The 24827-nt window shown below is 69.4% G+C and carries 20 protein-coding genes and 1 pseudogene; 14 read left to right on the top strand and 7 right to left on the bottom strand.

The features are described 5' to 3' along the window. Window positions 1–74: 74 nt before the first annotated feature. The 9 genes from AB0N66_RS14410 to ssuE all read left to right on the top strand — a co-directional run bounded on the left by AB0N66_RS14410 (window position 75) and on the right by ssuE (window position 9592). Window positions 75–1052, top strand: coding sequence for an ABC transporter permease (locus tag AB0N66_RS14410; protein WP_365433643.1), 978 nt, complete (start codon window positions 75–77; stop codon window positions 1050–1052). A gap of 2 nt (window positions 1053–1054) precedes the next feature. After that, entirely contained in the window at window positions 1055–1945 is an 891-nt protein-coding gene (locus AB0N66_RS14405; RefSeq protein WP_365433267.1) for an ABC transporter permease, read from the top strand. Next, the gene (locus AB0N66_RS14400; protein WP_365433264.1) at window positions 1942–2880 is read left to right on the top strand and encodes an ABC transporter ATP-binding protein; all 939 of its coding nucleotides are present in this window, start codon (window positions 1942–1944) and stop codon (window positions 2878–2880) included. Before AB0N66_RS14405 ends, AB0N66_RS14400 begins: the two co-directional genes overlap by 4 nt. Before the next feature lie 17 nt (window positions 2881–2897). After that, the gene (locus AB0N66_RS14395; protein WP_365433640.1) at window positions 2898–3767 is read left to right on the top strand and encodes an ABC transporter ATP-binding protein; all 870 of its coding nucleotides are present in this window, start codon (window positions 2898–2900) and stop codon (window positions 3765–3767) included. 23 nt (window positions 3768–3790) lie between these two features. Continuing rightward, window positions 3791–5131, top strand: a complete 1341-nt coding sequence (locus tag AB0N66_RS14390) for an NtaA/DmoA family FMN-dependent monooxygenase (protein WP_365433261.1) — start codon at window positions 3791–3793, stop codon at window positions 5129–5131. A gap of 10 nt (window positions 5132–5141) precedes the next feature. Next, window positions 5142–6875: an FAD-dependent oxidoreductase gene (locus tag AB0N66_RS14385; RefSeq protein WP_365433257.1), complete on the top strand. Its 1734-nt coding sequence runs from the start codon at window positions 5142–5144 to the stop codon at window positions 6873–6875. Window positions 6876–6990: 115 nt separating this feature from the next. Continuing rightward, window positions 6991–8025 (top strand): LLM class flavin-dependent oxidoreductase, encoded by a 1035-nt coding sequence (locus AB0N66_RS14380; protein ID WP_365433254.1) that lies wholly within the window; start codon window positions 6991–6993, stop codon window positions 8023–8025. A gap of 1 nt (window position 8026) precedes the next feature. Continuing rightward, on the top strand, window positions 8027–8803 hold the full coding sequence (locus tag AB0N66_RS14375) for an alpha/beta hydrolase (RefSeq protein WP_365433251.1): 777 nt from the start codon (window positions 8027–8029) through the stop codon (window positions 8801–8803). Window positions 8804–8962: 159 nt separating this feature from the next. Continuing rightward, window positions 8963–9592 (top strand): NADPH-dependent FMN reductase, encoded by a 630-nt coding sequence (gene ssuE, locus AB0N66_RS14370; protein ID WP_365433248.1) that lies wholly within the window; start codon window positions 8963–8965, stop codon window positions 9590–9592. 292 nt (window positions 9593–9884) lie between these two features. Here ssuE and AB0N66_RS14365 read toward each other — a convergent pair whose 3' ends face one another. Then, window positions 9885–10448: a TetR/AcrR family transcriptional regulator gene (locus AB0N66_RS14365; protein WP_365433245.1), complete on the bottom strand. Its 564-nt coding sequence runs from the start codon at window positions 10446–10448 to the stop codon at window positions 9885–9887. A gap of 104 nt (window positions 10449–10552) precedes the next feature. Here AB0N66_RS14365 and AB0N66_RS14360 point away from each other — a divergent pair, with 104 nt between their 5' ends. Beyond that, window positions 10553–11254 (top strand): SDR family oxidoreductase, encoded by a 702-nt coding sequence (locus tag AB0N66_RS14360; protein WP_365433242.1) that lies wholly within the window; start codon window positions 10553–10555, stop codon window positions 11252–11254. A 56-nt stretch (window positions 11255–11310) separates the two neighbouring features. On the opposite strand, the gene AB0N66_RS14355 is transcribed toward AB0N66_RS14360, so the two are convergent. Then, window positions 11311–14517: an alpha-L-rhamnosidase gene (locus AB0N66_RS14355; RefSeq protein WP_365433239.1), complete on the bottom strand. Its 3207-nt coding sequence runs from the start codon at window positions 14515–14517 to the stop codon at window positions 11311–11313. 294 nt (window positions 14518–14811) lie between these two features. Between AB0N66_RS14355 and AB0N66_RS14350 the strand changes: the two genes are divergently transcribed. After that, window positions 14812–15186, top strand: a complete 375-nt coding sequence (locus tag AB0N66_RS14350; protein ID WP_365433236.1) for a VOC family protein — start codon at window positions 14812–14814, stop codon at window positions 15184–15186. 43 nt (window positions 15187–15229) lie between these two features. Here AB0N66_RS14350 and AB0N66_RS14345 read toward each other — a convergent pair whose 3' ends face one another. Together AB0N66_RS14345 and AB0N66_RS14340 are read right to left on the bottom strand one after the other, a co-directional pair. After that, window positions 15230–15391 (bottom strand): hypothetical protein, encoded by a 162-nt coding sequence (locus tag AB0N66_RS14345; protein ID WP_365433233.1) that lies wholly within the window; start codon window positions 15389–15391, stop codon window positions 15230–15232. A gap of 144 nt (window positions 15392–15535) precedes the next feature. Continuing rightward, window positions 15536–16102, bottom strand: a complete 567-nt coding sequence (locus AB0N66_RS14340) for a hypothetical protein (protein WP_365433230.1) — start codon at window positions 16100–16102, stop codon at window positions 15536–15538. A 585-nt stretch (window positions 16103–16687) separates the two neighbouring features. On the opposite strand from AB0N66_RS14340, the gene AB0N66_RS14335 reads away from it, so the two are divergent. Continuing rightward, a complete protein-coding gene (locus AB0N66_RS14335) occupies window positions 16688–18958 on the top strand; it encodes a M4 family metallopeptidase (RefSeq protein WP_365433228.1) in 2271 nt (756 codons plus the stop codon). An 87-nt stretch (window positions 18959–19045) separates the two neighbouring features. Here the strand turns inward: AB0N66_RS14335 and AB0N66_RS14330 are convergent. Beyond that, window positions 19046–19896: pseudogene (locus AB0N66_RS14330) on the bottom strand (aldo/keto reductase). A gap of 114 nt (window positions 19897–20010) precedes the next feature. After that, window positions 20011–20988 (bottom strand): aldo/keto reductase, encoded by a 978-nt coding sequence (locus AB0N66_RS14325; RefSeq protein ID WP_365433225.1) that lies wholly within the window; start codon window positions 20986–20988, stop codon window positions 20011–20013. 267 nt (window positions 20989–21255) lie between these two features. Here AB0N66_RS14325 and AB0N66_RS14320 point away from each other — a divergent pair, with 267 nt between their 5' ends. Continuing rightward, entirely contained in the window at window positions 21256–22173 is a 918-nt protein-coding gene (locus AB0N66_RS14320; RefSeq protein WP_365433223.1) for a helix-turn-helix transcriptional regulator, read from the top strand. Window positions 22174–22201: 28 nt separating this feature from the next. On the opposite strand, the gene AB0N66_RS14315 is transcribed toward AB0N66_RS14320, so the two are convergent. After that, window positions 22202–23464: a saccharopine dehydrogenase C-terminal domain-containing protein gene (locus AB0N66_RS14315; protein ID WP_365433220.1), complete on the bottom strand. Its 1263-nt coding sequence runs from the start codon at window positions 23462–23464 to the stop codon at window positions 22202–22204. Between the two features lie 222 nt (window positions 23465–23686). Here AB0N66_RS14315 and AB0N66_RS14310 point away from each other — a divergent pair, with 222 nt between their 5' ends. Continuing rightward, a complete protein-coding gene (locus tag AB0N66_RS14310) occupies window positions 23687–24802 on the top strand; it encodes an AI-2E family transporter (protein WP_365433217.1) in 1116 nt (371 codons plus the stop codon). Window positions 24803–24827: the final 25 nt, after the last annotated feature.

Here is a 24827-nt window from a genome sequence, read left to right as displayed (position 1 = left end):
ACGGAGAGAGGGGGCAACCCATGACGACAACAACCGCGGTACAGGCCACGCCTGCCCGCCGTCGCGGGGTCGCCATGACCAGGGCGCGGCACACGCTGGGCCGCATCCTGGTCGCCCTCGCCCGGTCGATCGCGATCTTCGTGCCCGTCTTCCTGGTCGCGACGTTCGTGACGTTCGCGCTGCGGTCGCTGAGCGGGCTCAGCCCGGCGCGGATCCAGCTGGGCGAGGAGGCGACTCCCGAAGCAATCGCACGGGTCGAGGCACAGTGGGGCCTCGACAAGCCCTTCCTGACCCAGTACTGGGACTGGTTCACCGGCATTTTGCACGGACAGCTCGGCACCAGCTGGACCAACGGCGCCGACATCTCCACGCTCATCGGCCTCGGCCTGGGCGTGAGTCTCTCGGTCGCGACGTTCGCCCTGATCATCGGCGTGCTCGTCGGCTTCGCCCTCGGCACGGCGGCGGCCCTGAAGCGCACCACCGCCATCGACCGCGCCATCACGGGATTCGTCACCGTGATCTCGGTGATGCCGGCCTTCGTCGTCGGCATCGTGCTGGTCGCGGTGTTCGCGGTCGGATTCCACGTCTTCCCGGCCGCCGGGTACATTCCGGCGGAGCAGGGATTCGGTCCGTGGCTCGCGCACATCACGCTGCCCGCGGTCGCCCTGAGCTTCGACGTCATCGCCGATGTCGCCCGCCAGTTGCGCAGCAGCCTCGTCGCGGCCTACCGCGAGAACTACGTGACGGGCGCGGTGGTGCGGGGACTGGGCCCGCGCCGGATCTTCTTCGGCCACGTGCTCCGCAACGGCCTCGGGCCCGCACTCGCCACGCTCGGCCTGAAGTTCCCCACGCTGGTCGGCGCCTCCGTCGTGACGGAGTGGATCTTCGGCCTCCAGGGCTTCGGCCGGTTCGCCAACGATTCCGCCCAGGCCGGTGACGTACCCGCCGTACAGGGCGTGCTCGTGGTCTCGATCGTGCTGGTCGTCACCTTCAACCTGATCGTCAACCTGGTGCTGGCCCGCGTGACGCCGGCATCCCAACGAGGGGTGTGAACATGGTGCGCCGCGTCCTCGCGCTCACATCCGGACGGATCGCCGTCACCATCCTCGCCGTCATCGCACTGCTCGCGATCCTCGGCCCCTGGCTCGCCCCGCAGAATCCCCTGGCCACCAGCGACAACACCCTCTCCGCCGCCTCGGGCGCCCACTGGCTGGGCACGGACTACCTCGGCCGTGATGTGTTCAGCCGCCTCCTGGACGGCTCCCGCGTCAGCGTGCTCGGCTCACTCGAAGTCGCGTTGATGGCGCTGGTCGTCGGTGCGATCCCGGGCATCCTGTCGGTCTACCTCGGCCGGGTCTTCGAGTGGCTCACCCTGAGGCTGGCCGACACCCTGGTCGCCCTGCCGTTCCTGCTGTTCGCGGTCGCCGTGATCGCACTGCTCGGCAACGGCATCACCCAGGCCATGCTGGTCACGGGCGCCCTGGTCTCCCCGCTCTTCTACCGGGTGTCCCGCGCCGCCACACTGGCGGTCGCCCGCTCTCCGTACGTGGAGGCCGCCCTCATATCCGGTGCGTCCATCGGCTGGGTCGTACGCCGCCACGTCTGGGCCAAGGTGCTCCCGCCGATCGCGGTCGCGCTCGCCCAGACCATCGGTGTCGGCTTCGTCATCGTCTCCAGCCTGACGTTCCTCGGCATCGGGGTCCAACCTCCGGCGCCCACCTGGGGCGGGCTGCTCGCCTCGGACCTGGGCTACCTCAGCTACCAGCCGTGGGCACCGCTGGCACCCGCTCTGCTGATCATGATCACCGTCTGGGCCAGCAACGTGCTCGCCGACGCGATTCGCGACGTCTCCGGCGAGGCGGGCCGCGCGTTGCTCAACACCCGCAAGGCGCGCGCCAACCGCCTCGACAAGGCCGACCCCGTCTCCGCCGGAGGTGCCCGATGACGACGCTGTCCCAGAACTCCGCTCCCGAGCGGACCCAGAGCTCCGCTCCCGAGGAGACTCACAACTCCGCTCCCGAGCCGACCCGGAGTGCCGAGCCCTCCGGCCCGGTCGATCCGGCGGCCGCGCCGGTGCTCACCCTGCGCGATGTCCGCATCAGCGACCCGGTGACCGACCGGGAGATCGTCCACGGGGTGAGCTTCGAGCTCACGCCCGGCAGGACGGTCGGCATCGTCGGCGAGTCCGGCAGCGGCAAGACGCTCACCTGCCGTGCGGCGCTCGGCATTCTGCCCGCGCACTTCGAGATCTCCGGCGGCTCCGTCGAGATCGCCGGCACCGACATCGCGACCCTGACGCCCCGACGGTGGACCGAGCTGCGGGGCGCCACGATCAGCGCCGTCTTCCAGGACCCCGCGTCATACCTCAACCCCTCCATCCGCGTCGGCGCCCAGATCGCCGAGGTCATCCGGGCCAAGCAGGGGCTGAAGAGGCGCGCGGCACGCCACCGTGCTGTCGAGCTGCTGCGGGCGGTGCAACTGCGTGACCCGGAGCTGGTCTACGGCCAGTACACCTACGAGCTCTCAGGAGGCATGCTCCAGCGCGTCCTGATCGCGGCGGCGATCGCCGCCGAACCACGCATCCTCATCGCCGACGAGGCCACCACGGCACTCGACGTCACCGTCCAGGCGGAGATCCTCGACCTGCTCGCCGAACTGCGCGAGCGCACCGGCCTTGCCCTCGTGGTCGTGTCCCACGACCTGGCCGTGGTCGCCCAACTGTGCGACGAGGTCCTCGTGATGCGCGAGGGGCAGGTGGTGGAGCAGGGCCCGACGCGGGCGGTGCTGCACGACCCGCAGGACGAGTACACCCGGCTCCTCATCGCCGAACACGACCAGTACGGCCTGGAGAAGTTCCTCGCACCGCAGGAGACGTCGTGACCACCGAGCAGACGGATGTGACAGCGGTCGGCCACGAGGAGACCCCGGCCGGCCACGAGGAGACTCCGGGCCCGGTCCTGGACATCACAGGCCTCGAAGTGCACTACGGCCTCGGCCGCCGGCGCCGACGTGCCCTGCACGACGTCTCGTTGAGCGTCGAGCCCGGCGAGACCGTCGGAGTCATCGGCGAGACGGGGTCGGGCAAGTCCACCCTCGCCCGCGCCGTTCTCGGCCTGGTGCCGACGTCGGCCGGCTCGATCCGCGTCGGCGGCGAGGACGTGAGCGGGTACGGCCACCGCCAGTGGCGCGGCCTGCGCCGCCGCGGCGTGATCCAGTACGTCTTCCAGGACCCGCTGCGCAGCCTCGACCCCGACCTCACCATCGAGGACTCCCTGACCGAACCGCTGCTCGTCCAGGGCGTTTCACGCCAGGAGGCGGCAGCCCGCGCCCGCTCGTTCCTCGACCGCGTCCGCCTCACCGCGGACCTGCTCGACCGGCTGCCCGGCGAACTCTCCGGCGGCCAACGCCAGCGGGTCGCCGTGGCCCGGGCGCTGGTCACCGAACCGAAGCTGGTCATCCTCGATGAACCGGTCAGCGCCCTGGACTCCGCCAACCGCGTCCAGGTCCTGGAGATCCTCAAGGAACTCCGTGCCGACGGGGTCGCCCTCGTCTTCATCTCCCACGACCTCGGGTCCATCGCCGGCACCGCCGACCGTATCGCCGTGCTCTACCAGGGCGAACTAGTCGAGGTCGGCGCCGCCCGTGACGTCATCACCCGCCCGCAGCACGTGTACACCCGGCTGCTCGTCAGCTCCGCACCCACCTTGCGCACGAGCCCCGTCGGCCGGGCCGAGCGCGAAGCCCTGCGCGCCCTGCTGAACGCCTGAGCACACCACCGAGAGGAACACCCATGTCCCGCACGATCCACCTCGCGCTGCACCCGTACGGAGTCGGCGGTCCCGGCCAGCACGGTCTCTGGAAGGACCCGAGGGTCGCGAAGAACGCCAGCATCGACATCAACTACTACATCCGTCTGGCCCAGGCGGCCGAACACGCCCTGTTCGACGCCCTGTTCATCGTCGACAGCCAGTTCATCAACGCCACCTACCCGGCGCACTATCTCAACCGCCTCGAACCGCTGACCCTGTTGTCGGCCGTCGCCACCCACACCAAGCACCTCGGCCTGGTGGGCACGGCGAGTTCGACGTACAACTCGCCCTTCAACCTCGCCCGCCGCTTCGCCTCGCTCGACCAGATCAGCGGCGGCCGGGCCGGCTGGAACGTGGTCACCAGCTTCGACACCGGTACGTCCAAGAACTTCGGGCTCGACGAGCACCTTGACTATGCCACCCGCTACGGCCGTGCCCTGGAGTTCGTCCAGGTCGCCCGTGGGCTGTGGGACTCCTACGAGGACGACGCCTTCCCGGCCGACGTGGACCGGGGTCTCTTCCTCGACCCGGCCAAGCTGCACGATCTCGACCACACGGGCGAGCACTTCAAGATCGCGGGTCCGCTGAACCTCTCCCGTTCCCCGCAGGGCCAACCGGTGATCTTCCAAGCCGGTGTGTCCGAGGAGGGCCGTGATCTCGCCGCACAGGTCGCCGAGGGTATCTTCGCGCCCGGCGGCGGCCTGGAACAGGCGCGGGACTACTACGCCGACATCAAGAAGCGCACCGCTGCCTACGGCCGCGACCCCGACGACGTCAAGATCCTCATCCACGGCGGCCCGGTCGTCGCCGCCACGGACGAGGCGGCTCGGCGTCGCGAGCGGGAGATCTTCGAGGAGGACGACGACTTCGACCGCAACCTGGCTCTGCTGGGCCGTTCCTTCGGGGCGTACGACTTCAGCGTGCACGACCTCGACGCGCCCTTCCCGGATGTCGCTCACCTCGCCGAGAAGGGCGGGCGCACGGGTGCCGCGCAGCTCATCGAGCGGGCAAGGAACGAAAAGCTGACCCTGCGCCAAGTCGCCGAGTCCATCAACCAGTTCCGCCAGTCGCCGTTCGTCGGGGACCCGTGGACCGTGGCCGACACCATCCAGCAGTGGTTCGAAGCCCGCGCCTTCGACGGCATCAACCTCGCCTTCCGCACCGAGGACGAGCTCAACTACTTCGTCGACAGTGTCGTCCCGCTCCTGCAGAAGCGCGGCCTGTTCCGCACCGAGTACGCGGCCGACACCCTGCGCGGCAATCTCGGCCTGCCGATCCCCGCCAACCGCCACACCCGCGAGCCCCAGCTCGCGAACGACTGAAGGCCGCGCCATGAGCGAACTGTCGGTGACGGGTGGGCGCGACGTCCACACCGTACGGTTCCCCCTCGACACACCCCCGACCACCGTCGACGTACTGATCGTCGGAGCCGGCCCGGTCGGTCTGTCGGCGGCGACCGAGCTGACCGCCCGCGGCGTCCAGGTCGCCGTCGTCGACCGCGCCCGCACCGCGACTCTGGTGCGGGCGGGCGCGATGGGCCACACCCCGCGCGTGGTGGAGCACTTCCGCCGCTGGGGACTCCTCCAGCGCATCCGCGATGCCTGGACCTTCCCCCCGGAGTGGAACCAGGGCATCAAACTCCTCACCTCTCTTGTCGGCCACGAACTGGTGCCCGTGCCGCGACCGGCCTTCAACGGCGAGGCCAAAAGGGCATCCGTCGAGGCGCTGCGTCGGCCGCAGACCGTGCTCCAGCAGGTCTTCCTCGAACACCTCAAGGAGCGCGGTGTCGACGTGGCCGGCGGCTGGGAACTGCGGGCCCTGCACGAACACGCCGACGGCATCGACGCCGAGGTTCTCGACGCCGACTCCGGCGAACGGCGCACCGTCCGCGCGGCCTACGTCCTCGGTGCCGACGGCGGCAGCAGCACCACCCGCCGGCTGGCCGGCATCGACCGAGAAGGCGAGCACGCCACCGAGAAGCGGCTGCGCCTCATCGTCCGCACCGGCGATGTCTCCGCCCGCGTCGGCGCGGCGCCGAGCGCCACCAACCTCGTCTTCAACCACAGGGCGTCCGGTTTCCTGGCGGCGGTGAGCACCCGCGAGTGGCGGGTGTACGCCGGCCCCTACCCGCTCTCGTACGAGCCCAGCGAGGGGGAGTTGCTGGAGATCGGCCGGGCCGCGTTCGGGTTCGACCTCGATCTCGACCTGGTCTCGGCGACGACCTTCTACGAGGCCACTCGGATCGCCGAGAACTTCCGCCGCGGCCGGGTCCTGCTCGTCGGCGACGCCGCCCATGTCCGTACGCCCGGTGGCAACCTCGGCGAGGGCATCGGGGACGTCGTCAACCTCGGCTGGAAACTGGCCGCAGTGCTCGCCGGACACGCCCCCGAGACACTGCTCGACTCCTACGATCAGGAGCGGCGCAGGCACAACTGGCGGATCGCCGACCACTCCCTGCAGCGCGCGCGGCGCGCCCGGGCCACCCTCGACGAGATCCGTCGAGACGGCATCCCCGACGACCGTGACCTCAGCCCCGAGGCGACACGGCGCCGGACCGTGATCGGTGAGCGGCTGCGCCAGGACCACGTCAACGCGGCGGGTGTCACCTTCGACGAGCGGTACGACGACTCGACCGCGATCTGGTACGAGCCCGGCCAGCTCGAATCCGAACCCCCCTGGCGCGCGGACGTCTACGAGGACGACCCGCGACCGGGCCACCGGGCGCCCGACGGCCCTGTCGATCCGTACGGAGGGACGCTCCACGACCGCATAGGCAATTCCTTCGCCCTAGTCGTCCTCACCGAGGACCGAGGGATCGAGCGGGCCTTCGTCGCGGAGGCCGCGGCCCGCGCGTTGCCCTTCACGGTCATTCACCTGACCGACCCCGGGGCCCACGCGATCTACGGCACCGCGAACGTCCTCGTACGCCCCGACCAGCACGTCGCCTGGCGAGGCACGGAGCTTCCCGACGGAGGTGCGGCCACGGTCCTCGACCGCGTACTGGGCGGGAACCGGCAGGAGGCGGAGGCCGGAGACCTCGTCGCCGCGGGCGCGGCCGGGACATGACGGAGCTTCATGAACTTGTCACCGCGTACCGGTATCTGACTGAGCGTCAACTACGAGTGGCGCGAGGCATTCCGCCGACCTCCCCGCAGCCCGCTCGCTGAAAGGCGATCCCATCATGACGACCGAGACGCCGCGCTTCAGACTCGGCTTCCTCACCCACGTCCAGGGCCGCGGCAACGACCTGGCCCGGACCTACCGCAACGCCCAGGACCTGTTCGTCGTCGCCGACGAACTCGGCTTCGACGTCGGCTGGGTCGCCCAGCACCACGTCTCGCTCGGCGGTGGCGGGCTGTCCTCGCCGTGGCCCTTCCTCGCCCACGCCGCGGCGAGAACCACCCGGATCCGGCTCGGCACCGCCATCACGATCCTTCCGCTGGAGGACCCGGTCCGCCTCGCCGAGGACGTCTCCGCCGTCGACACCCTCAGCGGCGGCCGCGTCGAGATCGGAGTGGGCAGCGGTTCCAGCAGTCTGGAGTACGCCGCGTTCGGCAAGGACGTGGCCCGCAAGCGTGAGTTGACGAGCGAGAACCTCGGCGTGCTGCGGCAGGCCCTGGCCAATGAGGAAGTCGGTGCGCCCGGCTTTCGTATTCAGCCGCCGGCCGACGACTTCACCGACCGGATCTGGCAGGGCGTCTTCAGCGGGGAGGGGGCGGCTTACGCCGCGGCGGGTGGGTCGAACCTTCTGCTCAACCGTGCGGCGTACGGATTCGACGCCCCGACCGACGAGGTGCAGCGTCCCTGGGCGGACGCGTTCCTCGCCGCCTGGGACCAACCGCGGCGCCCCCGGATCGGGCTGTCCCGCTTCGTGTTCCCGGCGAAGGACCGGCGCACGGCGCTCCAGCACATCGGCGACGACGTCCACCGGGCGGCGCTGCGCATGGCGGAGAGCGGTGCCTTCCCCAAGGACCTCGACGGGGACGAGGCGCTGCGCCGCTTCCACTCGTTCTACGGCCATCCCGACGAGATCGTCGCGGAGCTCCGGCGGGAGAAGGTCCTGCCGGTGGCAACCGACCTGATCACCCAGTTCAACCCCGCCGTCCCCGACCACGACGCCGCGGTCCGAGCCCTGGAGCTCATCGCGACCGAGGTGGCACCCGCCCTGGGCTGGAAGCCCGCGCGCGATCCCGAGCCCGAACCCGCAGGAGTATGAGATGACCGAGTACACCGACCACCACGGCCCCGAAGGCCTTCGTACGCGCGGCACCGTCGTGGTGGTGCCCGGCAGGGGAGAGACCCGGGCGACCTACGGCCGGTTCGGCAGCCGGCTCGCCGCCGACGCCTACCGCGTGCGCGTCATCGACGCACCGGAGATCGACGCCGATGATCTGACCGGCTCACTGTCCCGACTCGGCGCACGGCTAGCCGACGCCGTCGAGGGAACCGTGGCCGAGGACGGTGTCGTACGCCCCGTCGTACTGGTGGGGTCCGACGCGGGTGCCGCCGCCGTCGCCGCACTCCTCAACCGTACGGAGAACTCGGAGTCCCCTGCGGCATGGTGGCCGGACGCTGTCGTGCTCGCGGGGCTTCCGGGCCACACGGCCACCGCCGGCCGAACGTGGGACGACGAACTCGACGCACGTACTTCCTGCCCCGCCCATCGAGGCACGCTCACCGACGACTCCCAGGTCCGGCGTGGCTCTCTCAACGACGCCGTGCCGACCGCACTGCTCACGGCGGCGTACGACAACGACGTCGACATCCCCACGCTGATCCTCATCGGCGATGCCGACCCGCTGGCGGACCACAACGCACTCGGCCGCGCGGCCAAGTCACTGTCCCGCGCCCGTCTGTCGATCGTCCGCGGCGCCCACCACGATGTCCTGAACGACCTCCAGCACCGCTCGGTGGCAGCCGAGACCGTCACCTTCCTGGAGACCCTGCGCAACGAACTGGTGCCGGTGATCGCGGTGGAATCCAGCGCTTGGTGAGAGCTGCTGTCCGTCCGGCACGCAGGCAGCGGCAGCACTTCACAGATGTGCGCAGACCTGCGCAGACGTAGACCGTCGTACACCGACGTGCGCCGACGGAGAACCGTCCCGCCCATCCCGTCCCGGTACTTCTGAACCCTGAACCCGGAAGGTCCTTTCATGGCCGCCATCCTGTCCGTCTCCGGAAGCCCCTCCGCCACCTCCCGCACCGCACGGCTCGTGCGTCACCTGGACGACCGGCTCCGGCGCCAGGGCCATGAGGTGACCCCGTTGGATGTGCGGACCCTGCCGGCCGAGGCGCTGCTCGGCGCCGACTTCGGGCACCCCGCGATCATCGAGGCCACGGCACTGTTCGAGCAGGCGGACGGGGTGGTGATCGGCACCCCCGTCTACAAGGCCGCCTACTCGGGGCTGCTGAAGTCACTGCTCGACCTGCTCCCGCAGTACGCGCTGACCGGCAAGACGGTTCTGCCGCTGGCCACCGGCGGCAGCACGGCCCACGTTCTTGCCATCGACTACGCGCTGCGCCCGGTGCTGAGCTCCATGGGGGCCGCGCACATCGTTCCGGGCTGGTTCACCCTCGACAAGGACATCACCGTGGGCGACGGCGGCACGCTGACCATCGCCCCGGCTGCCGCCGCGGCCCTGGCCCAGGTCACCGACCAGTTCTCCACCGCACTCGGCGGCCGGACGGCCGTGCCGGCCCCCATATCCGGCCGGGGCGCCGGTCCGCACGCTGCGGTCAGTGTCTCGGGGGGAGCCAGGCAGGCCGCCCGCACCGCGGGATAGGCCGATTCCAGGTAGGTCGTCGACCAGCACCGGCGGGTGGCCCCACGTGCACTTCCACATCGTGCCGCGCATGGCGGACCTACCACCAGAGCACCGGGGGCCCGGCGTCTTCGGCCTGCTTCAGCGACCGAGGGAGGAGCGGGTAACGCCTGCCCAGGCAGACCGCATGGCCCACTTTCTCCGCGCTCGACTTCGCGGATAACCCCTGGGTGGTGACCGGCGCGCCCCCGTGGACGCCTTTCGGTACCGGGAGATCGGTACGGGACGGGTTCGTTTCCACTTGAACCCCGCTCTACTTGACCCCCGCGGCGTCCAGGAGCGCCGCCGCCGTGACCGTGCCGATGCCGGCGAGGGCTTGGGCCTGGACGACGGCCCGGGCGCTCGTGCCGTCGAAGACGATCGTCAGTTGGACGGCCAGGGTTTCCGGGTCCTTCGCGTCGGCGGCGACGAGCTGGGTCCGGAAGAAGTCGGTCAGGTGTTGCTTGAGCTGGCGTGCGACCACGCTGCCCGGGTGCTCGGGGTCCTTGAGCTCCACCGCCGCACTCACGAAGGGGCAGCCGAGGAAGTTGCCCTCGGCGGCCATCCGGTCCTGCCGGTCGAACACGGTCAGGATGCGCTCGCGCGGTGAGTGCTCGTCGTCCGTGGGCGGGAGCAGGGCGGCCTGATAGGCCGGGCCGAGGCCGGCGAGGCTCTCGGCGATCACCTCGTCCTTGGACCGGAACAACTGGTACATCGACTTCTTCGAAACCCCCGCGGCCTTGCACAGGGCATCCACGCCGACGCCCATGCCGTCGCGGTAGAAGAGTTCGCCCGCCGCGTCCAGCAGGCGCTCGCGGGGTGTCGTCGAGGTCGTCATGCCATTGAGAGTACCGGCTCGGCTTGCATAAGGAAACCGATCGGTTTACGGTGTGGGGAAACCGATCGGTTTCCAATCGGATGACCACTCTCTCTGGAGTTGAGATGACCACTCTCGAAGGCGCCGTCGTACTCGTCACCGGCGGCAACCGCGGCATCGGCAAGGCGATCGTGGACGATCTGCTGACCCGTGGCGTGAAGAAGGTGTACGCCACCGCGCGCAACCCTCAGCCGAGCACCGACCCCCGCGTCGTACCGCTGGCTCTGGAGGTCACCGACCAGGCCTCGATCGACGCGCTGGTGACCGCCGCGCCCGATGTCACCGTGCTGATCAACAACGCCGGCGGCAGCTCACCGGACACCTACCTGGACGCACCGATCGAGGACATCCGGAATGTCTTCGAGACCAACTTCTTCGGCCCGCTGAACCTGACGCGGGCCTTCGTGCCGGTGATCGAGCGCAACGGCGGCGGCCACATCCTCAACGCGCACTCGGCGCTCTCCTGGGTCGCCTGGCACGGCGCGTACTCGGCCACCAAGGCCGCGTTCTGGCTGCAGACCAATGCCATCCGGATCGAGCTGCTGGAGCGCGGCATCGGTGTGACGGGCCTGCACATGGGGTACGTCGACACCGACATGACCGCGGCGGTGACCCAGCCCAAGTCGAAGCCCGCCGACATCGCCAAGGAGGCGCTGGACGGGATCGAGAAGGGCGCGTTCGAGGTACTCGCCGACGAGACGTCCCGTCAGGTGAAGGCGGCCGTGTCCGGTGACATCACCAACCTCTACCCGCAGCTCACGGCCTGACTCCGCTCCGTGCCGCCTGCCCGCGGTTCACGCACCGCGGGCAGGCGACGTACGCCTTACGTCGTGAAGCGATGGCTGCCGGAACCGACCTGGTACACCACGCAGCCGTCCTCGTGGCGCAGGAACGTTGCGTGAGTGTGCGCGACCGCGTCCGGAGCAGCCGCGGGGATCCACACTTCGGCGGTCGTGTTGGGCGGCACGGCGCACGTCAGGAGGAATCCGTCGGTCCGCTGTCGCCACTGCGTCGATATCGGGCCGTAGACCGACGCGAACGTGGCGCGGGCCGTGGTGACTTGACCCCCCGGGCGGGGCCGGATGACGATCTCACGGTAGCCGGGCCGGCCCGCCGAGATGCCGGCGATGTTCGCGTACATCCACTCGCCCACCGAACCGTAGGCGTAGTGGTTGAAGGAGTTCATGTCCGGGGTCTGGAAGCTGCCGTCGGGCCGGATGGAGTCCCAGCGTTCCCACATCGTGGTGGCGCCCTTGTCGATCTGATAGCCCCAGCTGGGGAAGGAACGCTGCTGGAGCAGCCGGTAGGCGACGTCGGTGTGCCCCGTGGCGGTGAGGACGGGCAGCAGCCGGGGCGTACCGAGGAAGCCGGTGGACAGATGCCAGTCCTTGGCCTCGATCAGAGCGACGAGACGGTCGGCCGCCGCTGTGCGCAGGGCTGTCGGCAGCAGGTCCATCGACAGGGCGAGGACATAGGCCGTCTGCGTGTCACCCTTCACTCTGCCGTCAGCGGTGACATACGCGTGTCGGAACGCCGCGCGGATGCGCTCGAAGAGGTCGAGGTAGGGGGCGGAGTCCCTGCCGAGTTCCTTGGCCGTCCGGGCCGCGAGGTCGGCACTGTGCGCGAAGTACGCGGTGGCGACGACATCCTTCGGCGTCTCGTCGGACACGTTCAGCCAGTCGCCGTATCCGGCGTCCGGCCGCAGCAGCCCGCCGCTGTGCTTCTCCAAGTAGGTCAGCCAGGCCTCGATGGACGGCCAGGCATCCTCCAGCACCTGCCGGTCTCCGTACGCCTGATATAGGGACCAGGGGACCGTGACCCCCGCGTCCCCCCAGCCGGCGACGCCGTTGCCGATCGTGCCGACCATGGGCGCCACATCCGTGAAGGCGCCCTCCGCGGTCTGCGCGTCGCGCAGGTCCACGAGCCACTTGCTGAGGAAACGGGCCGACTCCATCGTGTAGGCCGCCGTCGGCGCGAAGACGTTGATGTCACCCGTCCATCCCAGGCGTTCGTCACGCGCGGGTGTGTCCGTCGGCACGGAGAGGAAGTTGCCGCGCTGACCCCAAGTGATGTTGCGGTGCAGCTTGTTGAGCATCGGGACGTCGGTCTCGAACTCGAAGGTGAAGGGGGCGGAGGTGTGCATGACGCGACCGGTCACGGCTTTCGCCGAAGGTGTGCCGGGGAACCCGGTCACTTCGACGTAGCGAAAACCGTGGAAGGTGAAGCGCGGCTCGTACGTCTCCTCGCCGCCGCCCTTGAGGGTGTACGTGTCGGTCGCCGCGGCGGTGCGCAGATTCGCGGTGTAGAGGGTGCCGTCCGGGTTGAGAACCTCGGCGTGTCTCAGACGTACGGCCGTTCCCGCGTCGCCCGTGACGCGCAGCCGTACCGACCCCACCATGTTCTGGCCCAGATCGAGGACGAAGACACCTGGCTCGGGCTCGGTCACCTTCTTGACCGAGAGTTCCTCGGCCACCCGAACAGGGCCGTCCACCTGCGCGACGATCAGGTCGGGAGCGGCGTCACCCGCGCCACTGACGTCGAGCCAGGTCCGGTCGTCGAAACCGGGTGAGGTCCAGCCAGGGGTCTCCTTGCGTGCGTCGTACGTCTCCCCGCCCAGCAGGTCGGCGGCGACGATCGGCCCGGCGGCGGCCCGCCAGTCCGCGCCCGACGTGATGCGTTCACTCGTCCCGTCGGCGTACTCGATCTCCAACTGCGCCAGCAGCGCCGGGCGTTCGCCGTACTGGTGGGGCCCGAACATCCCGACGTTGCCCGCGTACCAGCCAGGCGCCACGTACGCGCCGATGGCATTGCCGCCGATCCGCAGCAACTTGGTGACGTCGTAGGTCTGGTACTGGACGCGTTCGCGGTAGTCGGTCCAGCCGGGAGCGAGCTGATCGCGTCCCACGCGGCGGCCGTTGAGATGAGCCTCGTACACGCCGAGAGCCGTGGCGTAGAGGCGTGCGCGTGACACCTTCTTGCGCGGCAGTCGGAACTCGTGCCGCAGTTGGTTGGCGGCGTACTTCACCGGGACGACCCTGCCCCAGGGCCCGGCTCCCCACGCGGCCGCCACCTTCGCCGCCGGCCACCCGCCGTCGTCGAAACCGGCCTCGCGCCAGTTGTCGGCAGGCTCCTGGTCCGTCGACTTCCAGGAGGCGTCGGTGACAATCCGCTGCTCGCCGGATGCCGTGTGGAGGGTGAGGACGGCGTCCAGGCCGGCGGGTCCCACGGTCGCGTTGATCGCCGAGACCGCGATGACGTTCTTGCCGGAACCCACCTGGGGGAGCACGTCGATGACAGCCGGTCGGCGCCAGTTCTCGAACTCCGTCGCCAGGTCGGTGCGGGCCACCTCGGTGCCGTTCACGGAGACGGCGTACACGTTGTCCGCCGTGATGGTCAAGGTCGCCGCCGTGACCCCGTCCGGGATTTCGACGGTTCGGCGGAACCAACGGGTGCCTGCCGGAGCGCTGTTGGCCGGATCGCCTTCGGGGAACCAGATCCACGCGCTGCCCTCCAGGGGTGGCGCGTCCGTGAGGACCGGGGGAGCGGAGATCCATTCAGCGGACCATTGCGCACTCTCCATGAGACCGGTTTCCCACCATGACGGTGCGCTCCACCCGGAAGCGTTGCCGTCGGTGTCCCACACACGAACAGACCAGAAGTAGCGTGTCCGCGGCTTGAGTTGGGGACCCGTGTACGGGACGAGGACGGACTCGCCGGACACGACCTTCCCGCTGTCCCACACATCCGGGTGCGACAGGCCCGACGCGCTGGAGGCGACGCGGACCTGATAGGCGCTCTGGCGTACCCCCGGTCTGTCCGAGGCCATCGGCCAGCTCATCCGGGGGTGTTGAGCGTCGAGGCCCAAGGGGTGCTGAACGTACTCGACGGTCGGCGCGGTGACGCGCGGGGCGCCGCGTTGTGCTTCTGCCGAGACGGGTGTGGAAACCGGTGCGGCGACTGCTGGTCCAGCGGCGGCCGTTGCGGCCACCGTGGCCGCCGCACTCGCCAGGATGTTCCTCCTGCTGATCACTACGGCCCCTCACGTAGGAATGATGAATCGATTCACAGCGGTGAACGTAGGTGAACGTAGGGGCGTGAGGGATGAGGGTCAATGAGCGTGCAGAGACTTTCTTGACGGGCCATCTGGTGGGCATGCGCTCTCGGTGGGGCCTGGCGCATCTGTGTCGTGGGCGATTGAACGGTTTCAATTTCGCCGCTTGATTCGCCCGCCTGTGGGTTGTCCGCAAGCTCTGCCCCGGATATCTGTAGGCAGCCGCCTCTAGGGTGTTCATCGCGGAAGTCCACTGGTCGGCCCGGAGGCGCCATGTCCCTGCAGATGAAGTTGGCCGCGATAACGCTCGACTGCCCTGATCCGCCGGCCTTGGCGGCGTTCTATCAGCAGGCCACCGGTTTCGAACCCCACCCGAAGTCGGACGCGGACTTCGCGGGTCTCAACGGGGAGGGCGGACTCCTCATCGGTTTTCAACGGGTCGACGACTACCGCGCTCCGCACTGGCCCGACCAGTCCGTTCCCCAGCAGCTTCACATGTGCTTCAGGGTCGAGGAGGACCTGGACGAAGCCGAGGCCCGTCTGCTGGAGCTGGGCGCGGGCAAGCCGGATCACCAGCCCCATGAGGCTTCCAAGGCGCGGGTTCTCACCGATCCGGCAGGGCATCCCTTGTGCATCGTCCCCGGCTGATCGACGTCCTGCCTCGGACGCCCGCTGGAGCCCACGTGCAGCCTCAACCGGTCACCTGAGCGGGTTCCTTCCAGTCCTCGCCGGTCCGGCAGCCGAGGCCGGGCCGGCGGCCAGTGCCTTCCCCGTCGTACGGGCGGCCGTTGCCTTTCCGTCGTACGGCGATCAGCGGCTTGGCGGACAGGGGGCTCTCACGCCTGCCTGCCACCCCGCAACCAGGGGAGGGCGAATTCCTTGTGACCCAGGCCAGGTGTGATGCTCAGACGATCGGCTCGCCGATGCCCAGCAGGTTCCCCAACGAGAGGCGTGTGTCATGCGGCGCTCAGCTCCAGCTCCGCCCGTCGCCGCGTGGTCAGGGGGCGAACGCCTCGGTCAGGCGCACGCTGAAGCCGTCCTCTTCCATCAGGATGACGGTGACGCCGAAGGGGGAGGGGTGGTCCAACTCGAGCGGGGTGAAGGAGAAGTCGACCGCGGCCTGGACCGGCGGCACCAGCTCGGCGCCCGGCTGTGGCTCAGGCGCCGGAAGCCACTGCGGTTCGACCGAGCCGTCGGGGGAGTGGGCCGACGGCTGCTCGGCGTAGGGGAACTGGTGGAGGAGGTGGCCCTCCTTCGTGGCGTGCACCATGTTGAGGCAGGGTGTCGGGCCGACGGCCGGCAGCTCGCAGGCGGTGGCGACATCACGGGTCTCCCAGGCCAGGACGACTTCGTCGGCGCCGGCCGCCGCGGCGATGTTCGAGAGCTGGGCAATGCCGGTGAGTGCGTCGTCGCCGGTCTTGATGGGGCGCACCCAGATCAGGCCGACGAGTTCGCCGCGTACCAGGGGCATGATGACCGGGCGGGGCACCGCGCCCTCGCTCAGACCCGCGGTGTACGCGTTCTTCATCGAAGCGACCAGTGCGTCCCACACCTGCGTGTCCACGAACTCTCCCTCACCAACGGCACGTTCACGAGCATGCTGACCCTGCCATGGCAGCCTCGCTGCCGCCAGCCGCGGTAACTCACCTGGGTAGAGGTGCGAGCCGTACCTTGACCACGGTCGGCAACCGACTCCCGGCTCGACCCGACGGGCAGCTCTGCCAGAGCCGCCCCATCGGCCTCGAACAGTGGCACGCTCTACGTGGCCGTCCGGCCCGCGGGGGTCGAGGAAGTGGTTCGCCGTCGCGCTCGCGGACTCGACCCCGGGCTTGGTTCCGGGCGGGCCGTCCCACAGCCCGGCGGCGGCCGAAAAGTGCCGTGCGTCAAGAGGAACACCCAGGAAGCATGGGCCAATTCGAGCCTTTCTATTGGCGTATCCATGACAAGATCGCGTGGGCGGTGCCATTCTGATCTTCGCGCATTCACCTTTCCTTCACACCCCCACGCCTTGCGCGCCACGGAGCTCGGACACGCCGCCGTGTCATCTCGTGCCGCGCCCTTCCTTTTCAGTGCGTCGCCGGTCGGCCCCACCCCGCCGACCTGCTCTCCCCGGCCCCCTCACAGGCCCACCGTCGCAGAGGAGAAGCTCTTGCTCCGGCCACACCGCACCTTCAACCGACGCAGATACACGGCAGCGTTGGCCCTCACCACCGCGGGCACTCTGCTCGCCGCAGGTTTCCAGACCGGCATCGGATCCGCGGCTCCCCGCGACCGCGGTGACTCGAAGATCATCGCCACTCCCCGGGCCGGTGCGGCCCCGGCGGAACTGTCTCCCGCCAAGCATGCCGCGCTCATGAAGAGCGCGGCACTTGCGGTCGGCGACACTGCCAAGATCCTCGACCTCGGCTCCAAGGAGAAGCTGATCGTCAAGGACGTCGCGAAGGACGCCGACGGCACCACGCACACCCGTTACGAGCGCACCTACGCCGGCCTGCCGGTCCTCGGCGGCGATCTGATCGTGCACGCCAAGGACGGTCGCAGCACGGTGTCCGAGGCCACCGAGGACACCATCAAGGTGCCGACGACCACCCCCCGCATCACCTCTAAAGCCGCCGCAGGCAAGGCACTTGCCGTCGCCAAGAAGGCCGAGGCCAAGAGTCCCGCGGTCGACGACGCCCCGCGGCTGGTCGTCTGGGCCGGCGGAGCCGAGCCGCTCCTGGCCTGGGAGTCGGTGGTGGAGGGCATCCAGCACGACGGCACGCCGAGCGAGCTCCACGTCATCACCGATGCCGCCTCGGGCAAGGCCGTCTTCGACTTCGAGAAGGTGCAAACCGGCAGCGGCACGGGGCAGTACAGCGGGACGGTCCCGCTGGGCACCACGCTCGCCGGCTCGACGTACCAGCTGGAGGACCCCGACCGGGCCGGCCACAAGACGTACGACCTGAACCAGGGGACCTCCGGCACTGGAACCCTCTTTACGGATGACAACGATGTCTGGGGCGACGGCACCCCGGCCAACCGGCAGACAGCCGGTGTGGACGTCGCGTTCGGCGCCGCGGCCACCTGGGACTACTACAAGGACGTGTTCGGCCGCAACGGCATCCGCAACGACGGTGTGGCCGCCTACAGCCGGGCGCACTACGGCAACGCGTACGTCAACGCCTTCTGGTCCGACAGCTGCTTCTGCATGACCTACGGCGACGGCGCGAGCAACACCCACCCGCTGACCTCCCTCGACGTCGCCGCGCACGAGATGACCCACGGCGTCACCGCGGCCACCGCCGGCCTGGTCTACTCGGGCGAGTCCGGTGGCCTCAACGAGGCGACCTCGGACATCTTCGCCGCCGCTGTGGAGTTCCACGCCAACCTGGACGCCGACGTTCCCGACTACCTGGTCGGCGAGAAGATCGACATCCGCGGCAACGGCACCCCGCTGCGGTACATGGACAAGCCTTCCAAGGACGGGGCGTCCCGCGACAACTGGGACTCCTCGCTCGGCGGCATCGACGTCCACTACTCCTCCGGCCCGGCCAACCACTTCTTCTACCTGCTCTCCGAGGGCAGCGGCACCAAGACCGTCAACGGGGTCGCCTACGACAGCCCGACCTACGACGGCGTGGCCGTGACCGGCATCGGCATCGAGAACGCCGAGCAGATCTGGTACCGGGCCCTCACCACCTACATGACCTCCACCACCAACTACGCCGGTGCCCGTACCGCGACCCTGCGGGCCGCGGCCGACCTGTTCGGCGCGTACAGCGACACCTACCTCGCCGTCGCCTCCGCCTGGGCCGGGATCAACGTCGGCAGCCGGATAGCGCTCGGCGTCAACGTGGCTCCCATCGCCGACCAGACCAGCGGTGTCGGCCAGTCCGTCTCCCTGCAGGCCGAGGCGTACACCACCAACTCCGGCGCCGGCCTGACCTACGAGGCCACCGGCCTGCCGGACGGTCTGACGCTTAGCGACACAGGGCTGATCTCCGGCGTCCCGACCACTGCCGGAACCAGCGAGGTGATACTGACGGTCACCGACAGCACCGGCGCCACCGCCCCGGTGACGTTCGACTGGCGCGTGGCGAACATCTACGCCAACGGCACGCGCGTCGACATCCCCGACGTCGGAGCCGCGGTGGAGTCCCCGATCGTCATCACCGGCCAGGACGGCAACGCCTCGGCCACCACCCAGGTCTACGTCAAGATCGTCCACACGTACCGCGGTGACCTGACGGTCGATCTGGTGGGCCCCAACGGCACCGTCTACTCGCTGTCGAACCGCAGCGGCGGCGCCGCCGACAACGTCGACCAGACCTTCACGGTCGACGCCTCCGCGCAGCCGATCGACGGCACCTGGAAACTGAGGGTCCGTGACCTGGCCTCGATCGATGTCGGCTACATCGAGCGGTGGCAGCTCACTCCCTGACCTCCACTGAGCCACGTTGCCCGTCCGGGCCGCTTTGCGCGGGCCGGGCGGGCCATCCCTTTTTGGGAGTTGTGGAACTTCTGCTGCTCAGCCGTCCAGACGGCGCTTGCTGAGCCACGCCACCATCTTGGGGTCGTGGTGGTCGAAGAACAGCGTCGTGCCGGTGTCGAGGCCGGCGATCCGGGCCAGCTGGTCGCCGGTGAGCTCGAAGTCGAAGACGTCGATGTTCTGCGCCATCCGATCGCGGCGGACGGACTTCGGGATCGCGACGACGCCGCGCTGGATCAGCCAACGGAGCACGACCCGCGCCACGGACTTGCCGTGCGCCTGGCCGATCTCGCTCAGGACAGGGTGGGTGAACAGTTCGTTCTCGCCCTCGGCGAAGCCGCCCCAGGACTGGTGCCGGACACCGTGCTCGCGCATGAGGTCCTGGTCGGCGGTGCGCTGGAAGAACGGGTGGGTCTCGATCTGGTTGACCGCAGGCGTGACCTCGTTGTTGAGGACGAGGTCCAGGAGCCGGTCCGGATGGAAGTTGGCGACACCGATCGCCTTGGCGAGCCCCTCGCGTTGACGGCTTCCATGGCACGCCACTGGCCGTAGACATCGCCGAAGGGCTGGTGCATCAGGTACAGGTCGAGGTAGTCCAGGCCCAGCCTGTTCAGGGAGGTCTCGAAGGCGCGCCGGGTGTTGTCCTGGGCGGGGGCGTCCTGGACCCACAACTTGGTCGTGACGAACAGCTCCTGGCGCGGGATGCCGCTGCTCTTGATGGCGCGGCCGACCGCCTCCTCGTTGCCGTACGCGGCTGCGGAGTCGAGCAGCCGGTAGCCGACGGCGAGGGCGTCGGAGACGGCCTGCTCGGTCTGCTCCGGCGGGATCTGGTAGACGCCGAAGCCGAGGACCGGCATCTCGATGCCGTTGTTGAGGGTGACGTGCTGCATGGGTTCTTCCTTGTGGTGCCGGGTGCCGGGTGTGGGGCGGGCTGGTCAGGCGGCCGCGCGGGGCGGTGCGGCTTCAGAAGGTGATGAGCTGTCCGCACACGCGCGACAGCCGGGTCAGCGTTCGAGCATCCGCCGCTGGGCCTCGCTGTGGGTCTCCCCTGCGGCAGGGGGCAGGCTGTTGAGCTTGTCGATCTGCTCGGTGGTCAGCTCGACGCCGTCGGCGGCGGTGTTCTCCTCGACCCGGCTCACACGCTTGGTGCCGGGGATGGGCGCGATGTCGTCGCCCTGTGCGAGCAGCCAGGCCAGCGCGACCTGTGCGGGCGTGGCGCCGGCTCCGGTGGCGACGGCCTGGACCTCGTCGGCGATGCGCAGGTTGCGCTGGAAGTTCTCGCCGGTGAAGCGCGGGTTGCCGTTCCGGAAGTCGGATTCGTCGAACTGGTCGGCGGAGCGGATCGTGCCCGTCAGGAAGCCGCGCCCGAGCGGTGAGAAGGGCACCAGGCCGATGTTCAGCTCGCGCAGCACCGGCAGTACCCGTTCCTCCACGCCGCGGGTCCACAGGGAGTACTCCGACTGGACGGCGGTGACCGGGTGGACGGCGTGCGCGCGGCGGATGGTGTCGGGGCCGGCCTCGGACAGGCCGAACGCGCGGACCTTGCCCTCGGCGACCAGCTCGCCGACCGCGCCGGCCGTCTCCTCGATCGGGGTGTTCGGGTCGACCCGGTGCTGGTAGTACAGGTCGATGTGGTCGGTGCCCAGCCGCGTGAGTGAGCCCTCGACGGCCGTACGGATGTTGGCCGGGCTGCTGTCGAGGTTCGACGGCCCCTCGCCCGCGTGCGAGACGAGGCCGAACTTCGTCGCCAGCACCACCTGGTCACGTCGGCCCTTCAGCGCCCGGCCGACAAGTTCCTCGTTGGCGTAGGGGCCGTAGATCTCGGCGGTGTCGATCAGTGTGACGCCCAGCTCCAGCGCCCGGTGCAGAGTACGGAGGGACTCCGCCTCGTCCGTCCCGGAGCCGGTGTAGCCGAAGGACATCCCCATCGCACCCAGTCCGATCCTGGAAACCTCCAGGTCACGCAGCTTGATGTAACGCATTCGTTCTCTCCGCTCTCTCGTCTTTCCTGCTGTGTCCACCCTGGTCCGCCCACCCTCGTGTTCGCCCACCGTGACGCGCGGCCACGGACGACGATTTGTTCCTTGACCGGTACGCCGGGGGAGGCCGACTGCCGCAGGGTGGGAACAGGGCATCGCCTGACTAGCCTCGCGCTTTCCCGCGCTCGTAGGCAGGCCGGGCCGTTCGGGGTAATGACAGGGCCCCTCACCGCGCTGCCGCCCAGGTCAGCGCGGGGTGACACTGAAGGCATGGCATCCGAGCACACCACCGGCGGCAGCGAGGGCGCGGAGCTGGGCCGGTTCCTGCGGGCCCGGCGCACCCAGACGACTCCCGACCAGGTCGGTCTCACCGTCGGCGCCGGGCTGCGCCGCACCCCCGGGCTGCGCCGCGAGGAACTGGCCACCCTCTCCGGCATCAGCATCGACTACTACGTCCGCCTGGAACGCGGCAAGGAGACCCGCCCCAGCCCCTCCGTCCTCGACGCCCTCGCCCGGGCCCTGCACCTCGATGACCAGGAACACCAGCACCTGCGGGATCTCGCCGCCCGCGCCGCCCGTTACGCGCCCGAACCGCCCCCGGCCCCGAGCCGTACCGTGCGCCCCCACCTGAAGCTGCTGCTGGAGACGATGCGTACCAACCCGGCCTACATCCTCAGCCGCAGCATGGACTTCCTCGCCTGGAACCCCGGCGGCCTCGCCCTGTACGCGGGCCTGGACGACTGGCCCGCCAGGCAGCGCAACCTCGCCCGCTACTTCTTCCTCCACCCCGCCGCCCGCGAGCTGTCCCCCAACTGGGACACCCAGGTCCGCGCCTGCGTCTCCCGCCTGCGCGCCATCGCCGGCACCGCACCTGACGCCCCCGACCTGACCAACATCGTCGGCGAACTCCTCCTGAAGAGCCCCGACTTCGCCAAACTCTGGGAACGCTACGACGTGACAGGCCGCAAACCCGCCCACAAGACCTTCCACCATCCGCAGGTCGGCACGATCACCCTCACCGCCCAGGCCATGCACCTGGAAGGCACCCCGGGCCAGCGGCTCAGCGTCTACACCGCCGAACCCGGCACCCCCGACGCCGATGCCCTGCTCCTCCTCGACATGACCGCACCCCAGCCGGCACAGCGCCCGGCGAGAACGGACGTGGAGCAGCCTCGCCCACAGTCCTGAGCCACGTCAGGCGGAAGGCAGGAGGAAATCAGAGGGTGGGGCCACCGGTCCCAAGTCCGCCCACGGGAGTGTCTTCGCGGATGCCCCACGGCGAGCCGTACTCGGTGAGCAGGTCGAGGAACGGCTGGGGAGGCAGTGCCTCGGGGCCGAGGACCCCGCTGCCGCGCCAGGCGCCGGACGCGATGAGTTCGAGAGCGGCCACGGGGTTGATCGCGGTCTGCCAGACCACGGCCTGGGAGCCGTACTCCCGCATCGACCACTCGTTGTCTACCACGTGGTAGAGGTAGACCTCTCGGGGGCGGCCGTCCTTGGTTCCCTTGACCCACGTGCCCGCGCACGTCTTGCCGTGCATGCGGTCCCCGAGGCCGGCCGGGTCGGGCAGGCAGGCGGCGACCACGTCCCGCGGGGAGACCCCGACCCTGCCGCTGTCGCCGCCGTCCACGGTGACCGGATCTGTGCGGTCCAGACCCAGCTTGTGCAGGGTCTGGAGGACGCCGATGAACTCGTCGCCGAGACCGTACTTGAAGGTGACACGCTTGGCCTTCAACCACCGTGGGATCAACAGCACTTCCTCGTGCTCGACGTTGACGCACTCCACCGGTCCGATGCCCTCGGGAAAGTCGAAGACTTCCGGCTCGCTGAAGGGCGGCGTGGTGAACCAGCCCCGATCCGCTTCGTAGACGACCGGTGGGTTCAGGCACTCCTCGATCGTCGTCCAGATACTGAAGGACGGCGCGAAGTCGTACCCGTCCACGACCAGGTTGGCACCGTCACGAATGCCGATCTCCTCGATCTCGTCGAAGAGTTCGTCAGCGGCGTAGCGGGCGAAGACGTCCGACAGGCCCGGCTCCACACCCATGCCGACCAGTGCGAGCCGGCCCGCCGCCGCCCACTCGTCGGCCCGCGCGAACTGCGCGTCTCCCAGCTTCACTCCGCACTCCTCGTACGGGCGTGACGGGTGCGGCCGGGACAGGGACATCGCCATGTCGAGGTAGTGCGCGCCATGGGCGAGTGCCGCATCGAACAGCGGCAGTACGAAACGAGGATCGGTGGCATTGAGTAGCACGTCGCAGCGGTGTTCGGCGAGGGCGGCCCGTACGCCGGCAGTGTCCGAGGCATCGAGCCGTACCGCGGTGAATCTGCGCTCGTCATCGCCGACACCGGCGACGGCCGACTCCGCCCGTGCCCGGTCGTAGTCGGCGACGACCATGTGCTCGAAGAAGGAACGACGGGCCGCGATCTTGGTGATCGCGGTGCCCACGCCGCCCGCTCCGACCATGAGAATTCGCATAGCGCTGCACTCCTTGGTTCCGTCATCGGCAGGGACGCCTCCACTGCTGATCCGGTGCGCCAGGACGATATCGGGTTTCGTCAATTCCGGCGTGGTCGGACTACGCACGCTGAAAGCGCATCGCGAACCTTGCCACCAGCCAACTTGATTGTCCCGCCGTCCGTTTGGACGCTCGTCGGCAGCGACAGCGGAGCATGACTGGAGTACCCATAGGGTGACCCCATGTCTGCCGCCTTGAGTTCCACGAAAGCCCGCGCCGCGCTCCGCGCATCAGCGCGTATCTCCGTCGAGTTGTTGCTGATCCTCGTGATGACCGGGGTGGCCCTATGGCTTCTCGGCCGGATGTGGTCGGTCGTGTGGCCGCTCATCGTCGGCCTGTTCCTCACCACGCTGACCTGGCCCGTGGCTCGGGTTCTGCGTCGGCGCGGGTGGCGCCCCGCCCTGGCCGCGTCGGCGGTGACCGTGTTGTTCCTGCTGGTCGCCGCGGGCGTCGTGGCGCTGATCGCGGTGCCGGTGGCGTCCCAGTCCGGTGACTTGACCGATGGAGTGGTCGAGGGCATCGAGAAGGTGCGCGAGTGGGCCGCCGGGCCGCCGCTCAATATCGCCGACGATCAGATCGCGAGTGCTTCCGACGCCGCGATCGCCCGCCTTCAAGACAGTGCCGGCAGTCTGGTCACCGCATTCGCCACGGGTGTGAGCACTGTGATCAATGGCGTGGTCACTGCTGTGCTGGCGCTGTTCCTGATGTTCTTCTTCCTCAAGGACGGCCCGCGGTTCCTGCCGTGGCTCACCCGTCAGCTGCCGGGTCGGCTCGCCACCGACGTTCCGATCGTGGCCGAGCGCAGTTGGGACACCCTGGGCGCGTTCGTACGTTCCCAGGCGGTCGTCGGCCTGCTCGACGCCGTTCTGATCGGCATCGGCCTGTGGATATTGGGGGTACCACTGGTGCTTCCGCTGGCGGTGCTGACCTTTGTCTCCGCGTTCGTTCCGATCGTGGGCGCACTGTTCGCGGGTTTTGTCGCGGTTCTCATCGCGCTGGTGTCGAACGGCCTGACGGACGCGCTGCTTGTACTGGCGATCATCGTGGTGGTGCAGCAGCTCGAGGGCAACGTGTTCCAGCCCATGATCCAGAGCCGCGGGCTGGGCCTGCACGCGGCGGTGATCCTGCTGGCGGTGACGCTGGGCGGCAGTCTGGCCGGCATCGTGGGAAGCCTGCTCGCCGTACCGGTCGCCGCGATGATCGCGGTGTTCTGGAACTATGTGCGCGAGCAGCTCAGCGACCCGCCGCAGGAGCCGGAGACCGATGAGTCGCACTCCGGCGCCGCCGTCCCGTCGTAGCAGTCGCCCCGACCAGGCCCCCCCC

The organism is Streptomyces sp. NPDC093544, assembly GCF_040683495.1.
Lineage (GTDB): Bacteria > Actinomycetota > Actinomycetes > Streptomycetales > Streptomycetaceae > Streptomyces.
Note: the sequence above shows the minus strand (reverse complement) of the source record. Positions and strands in the feature narration are given on the sequence as shown.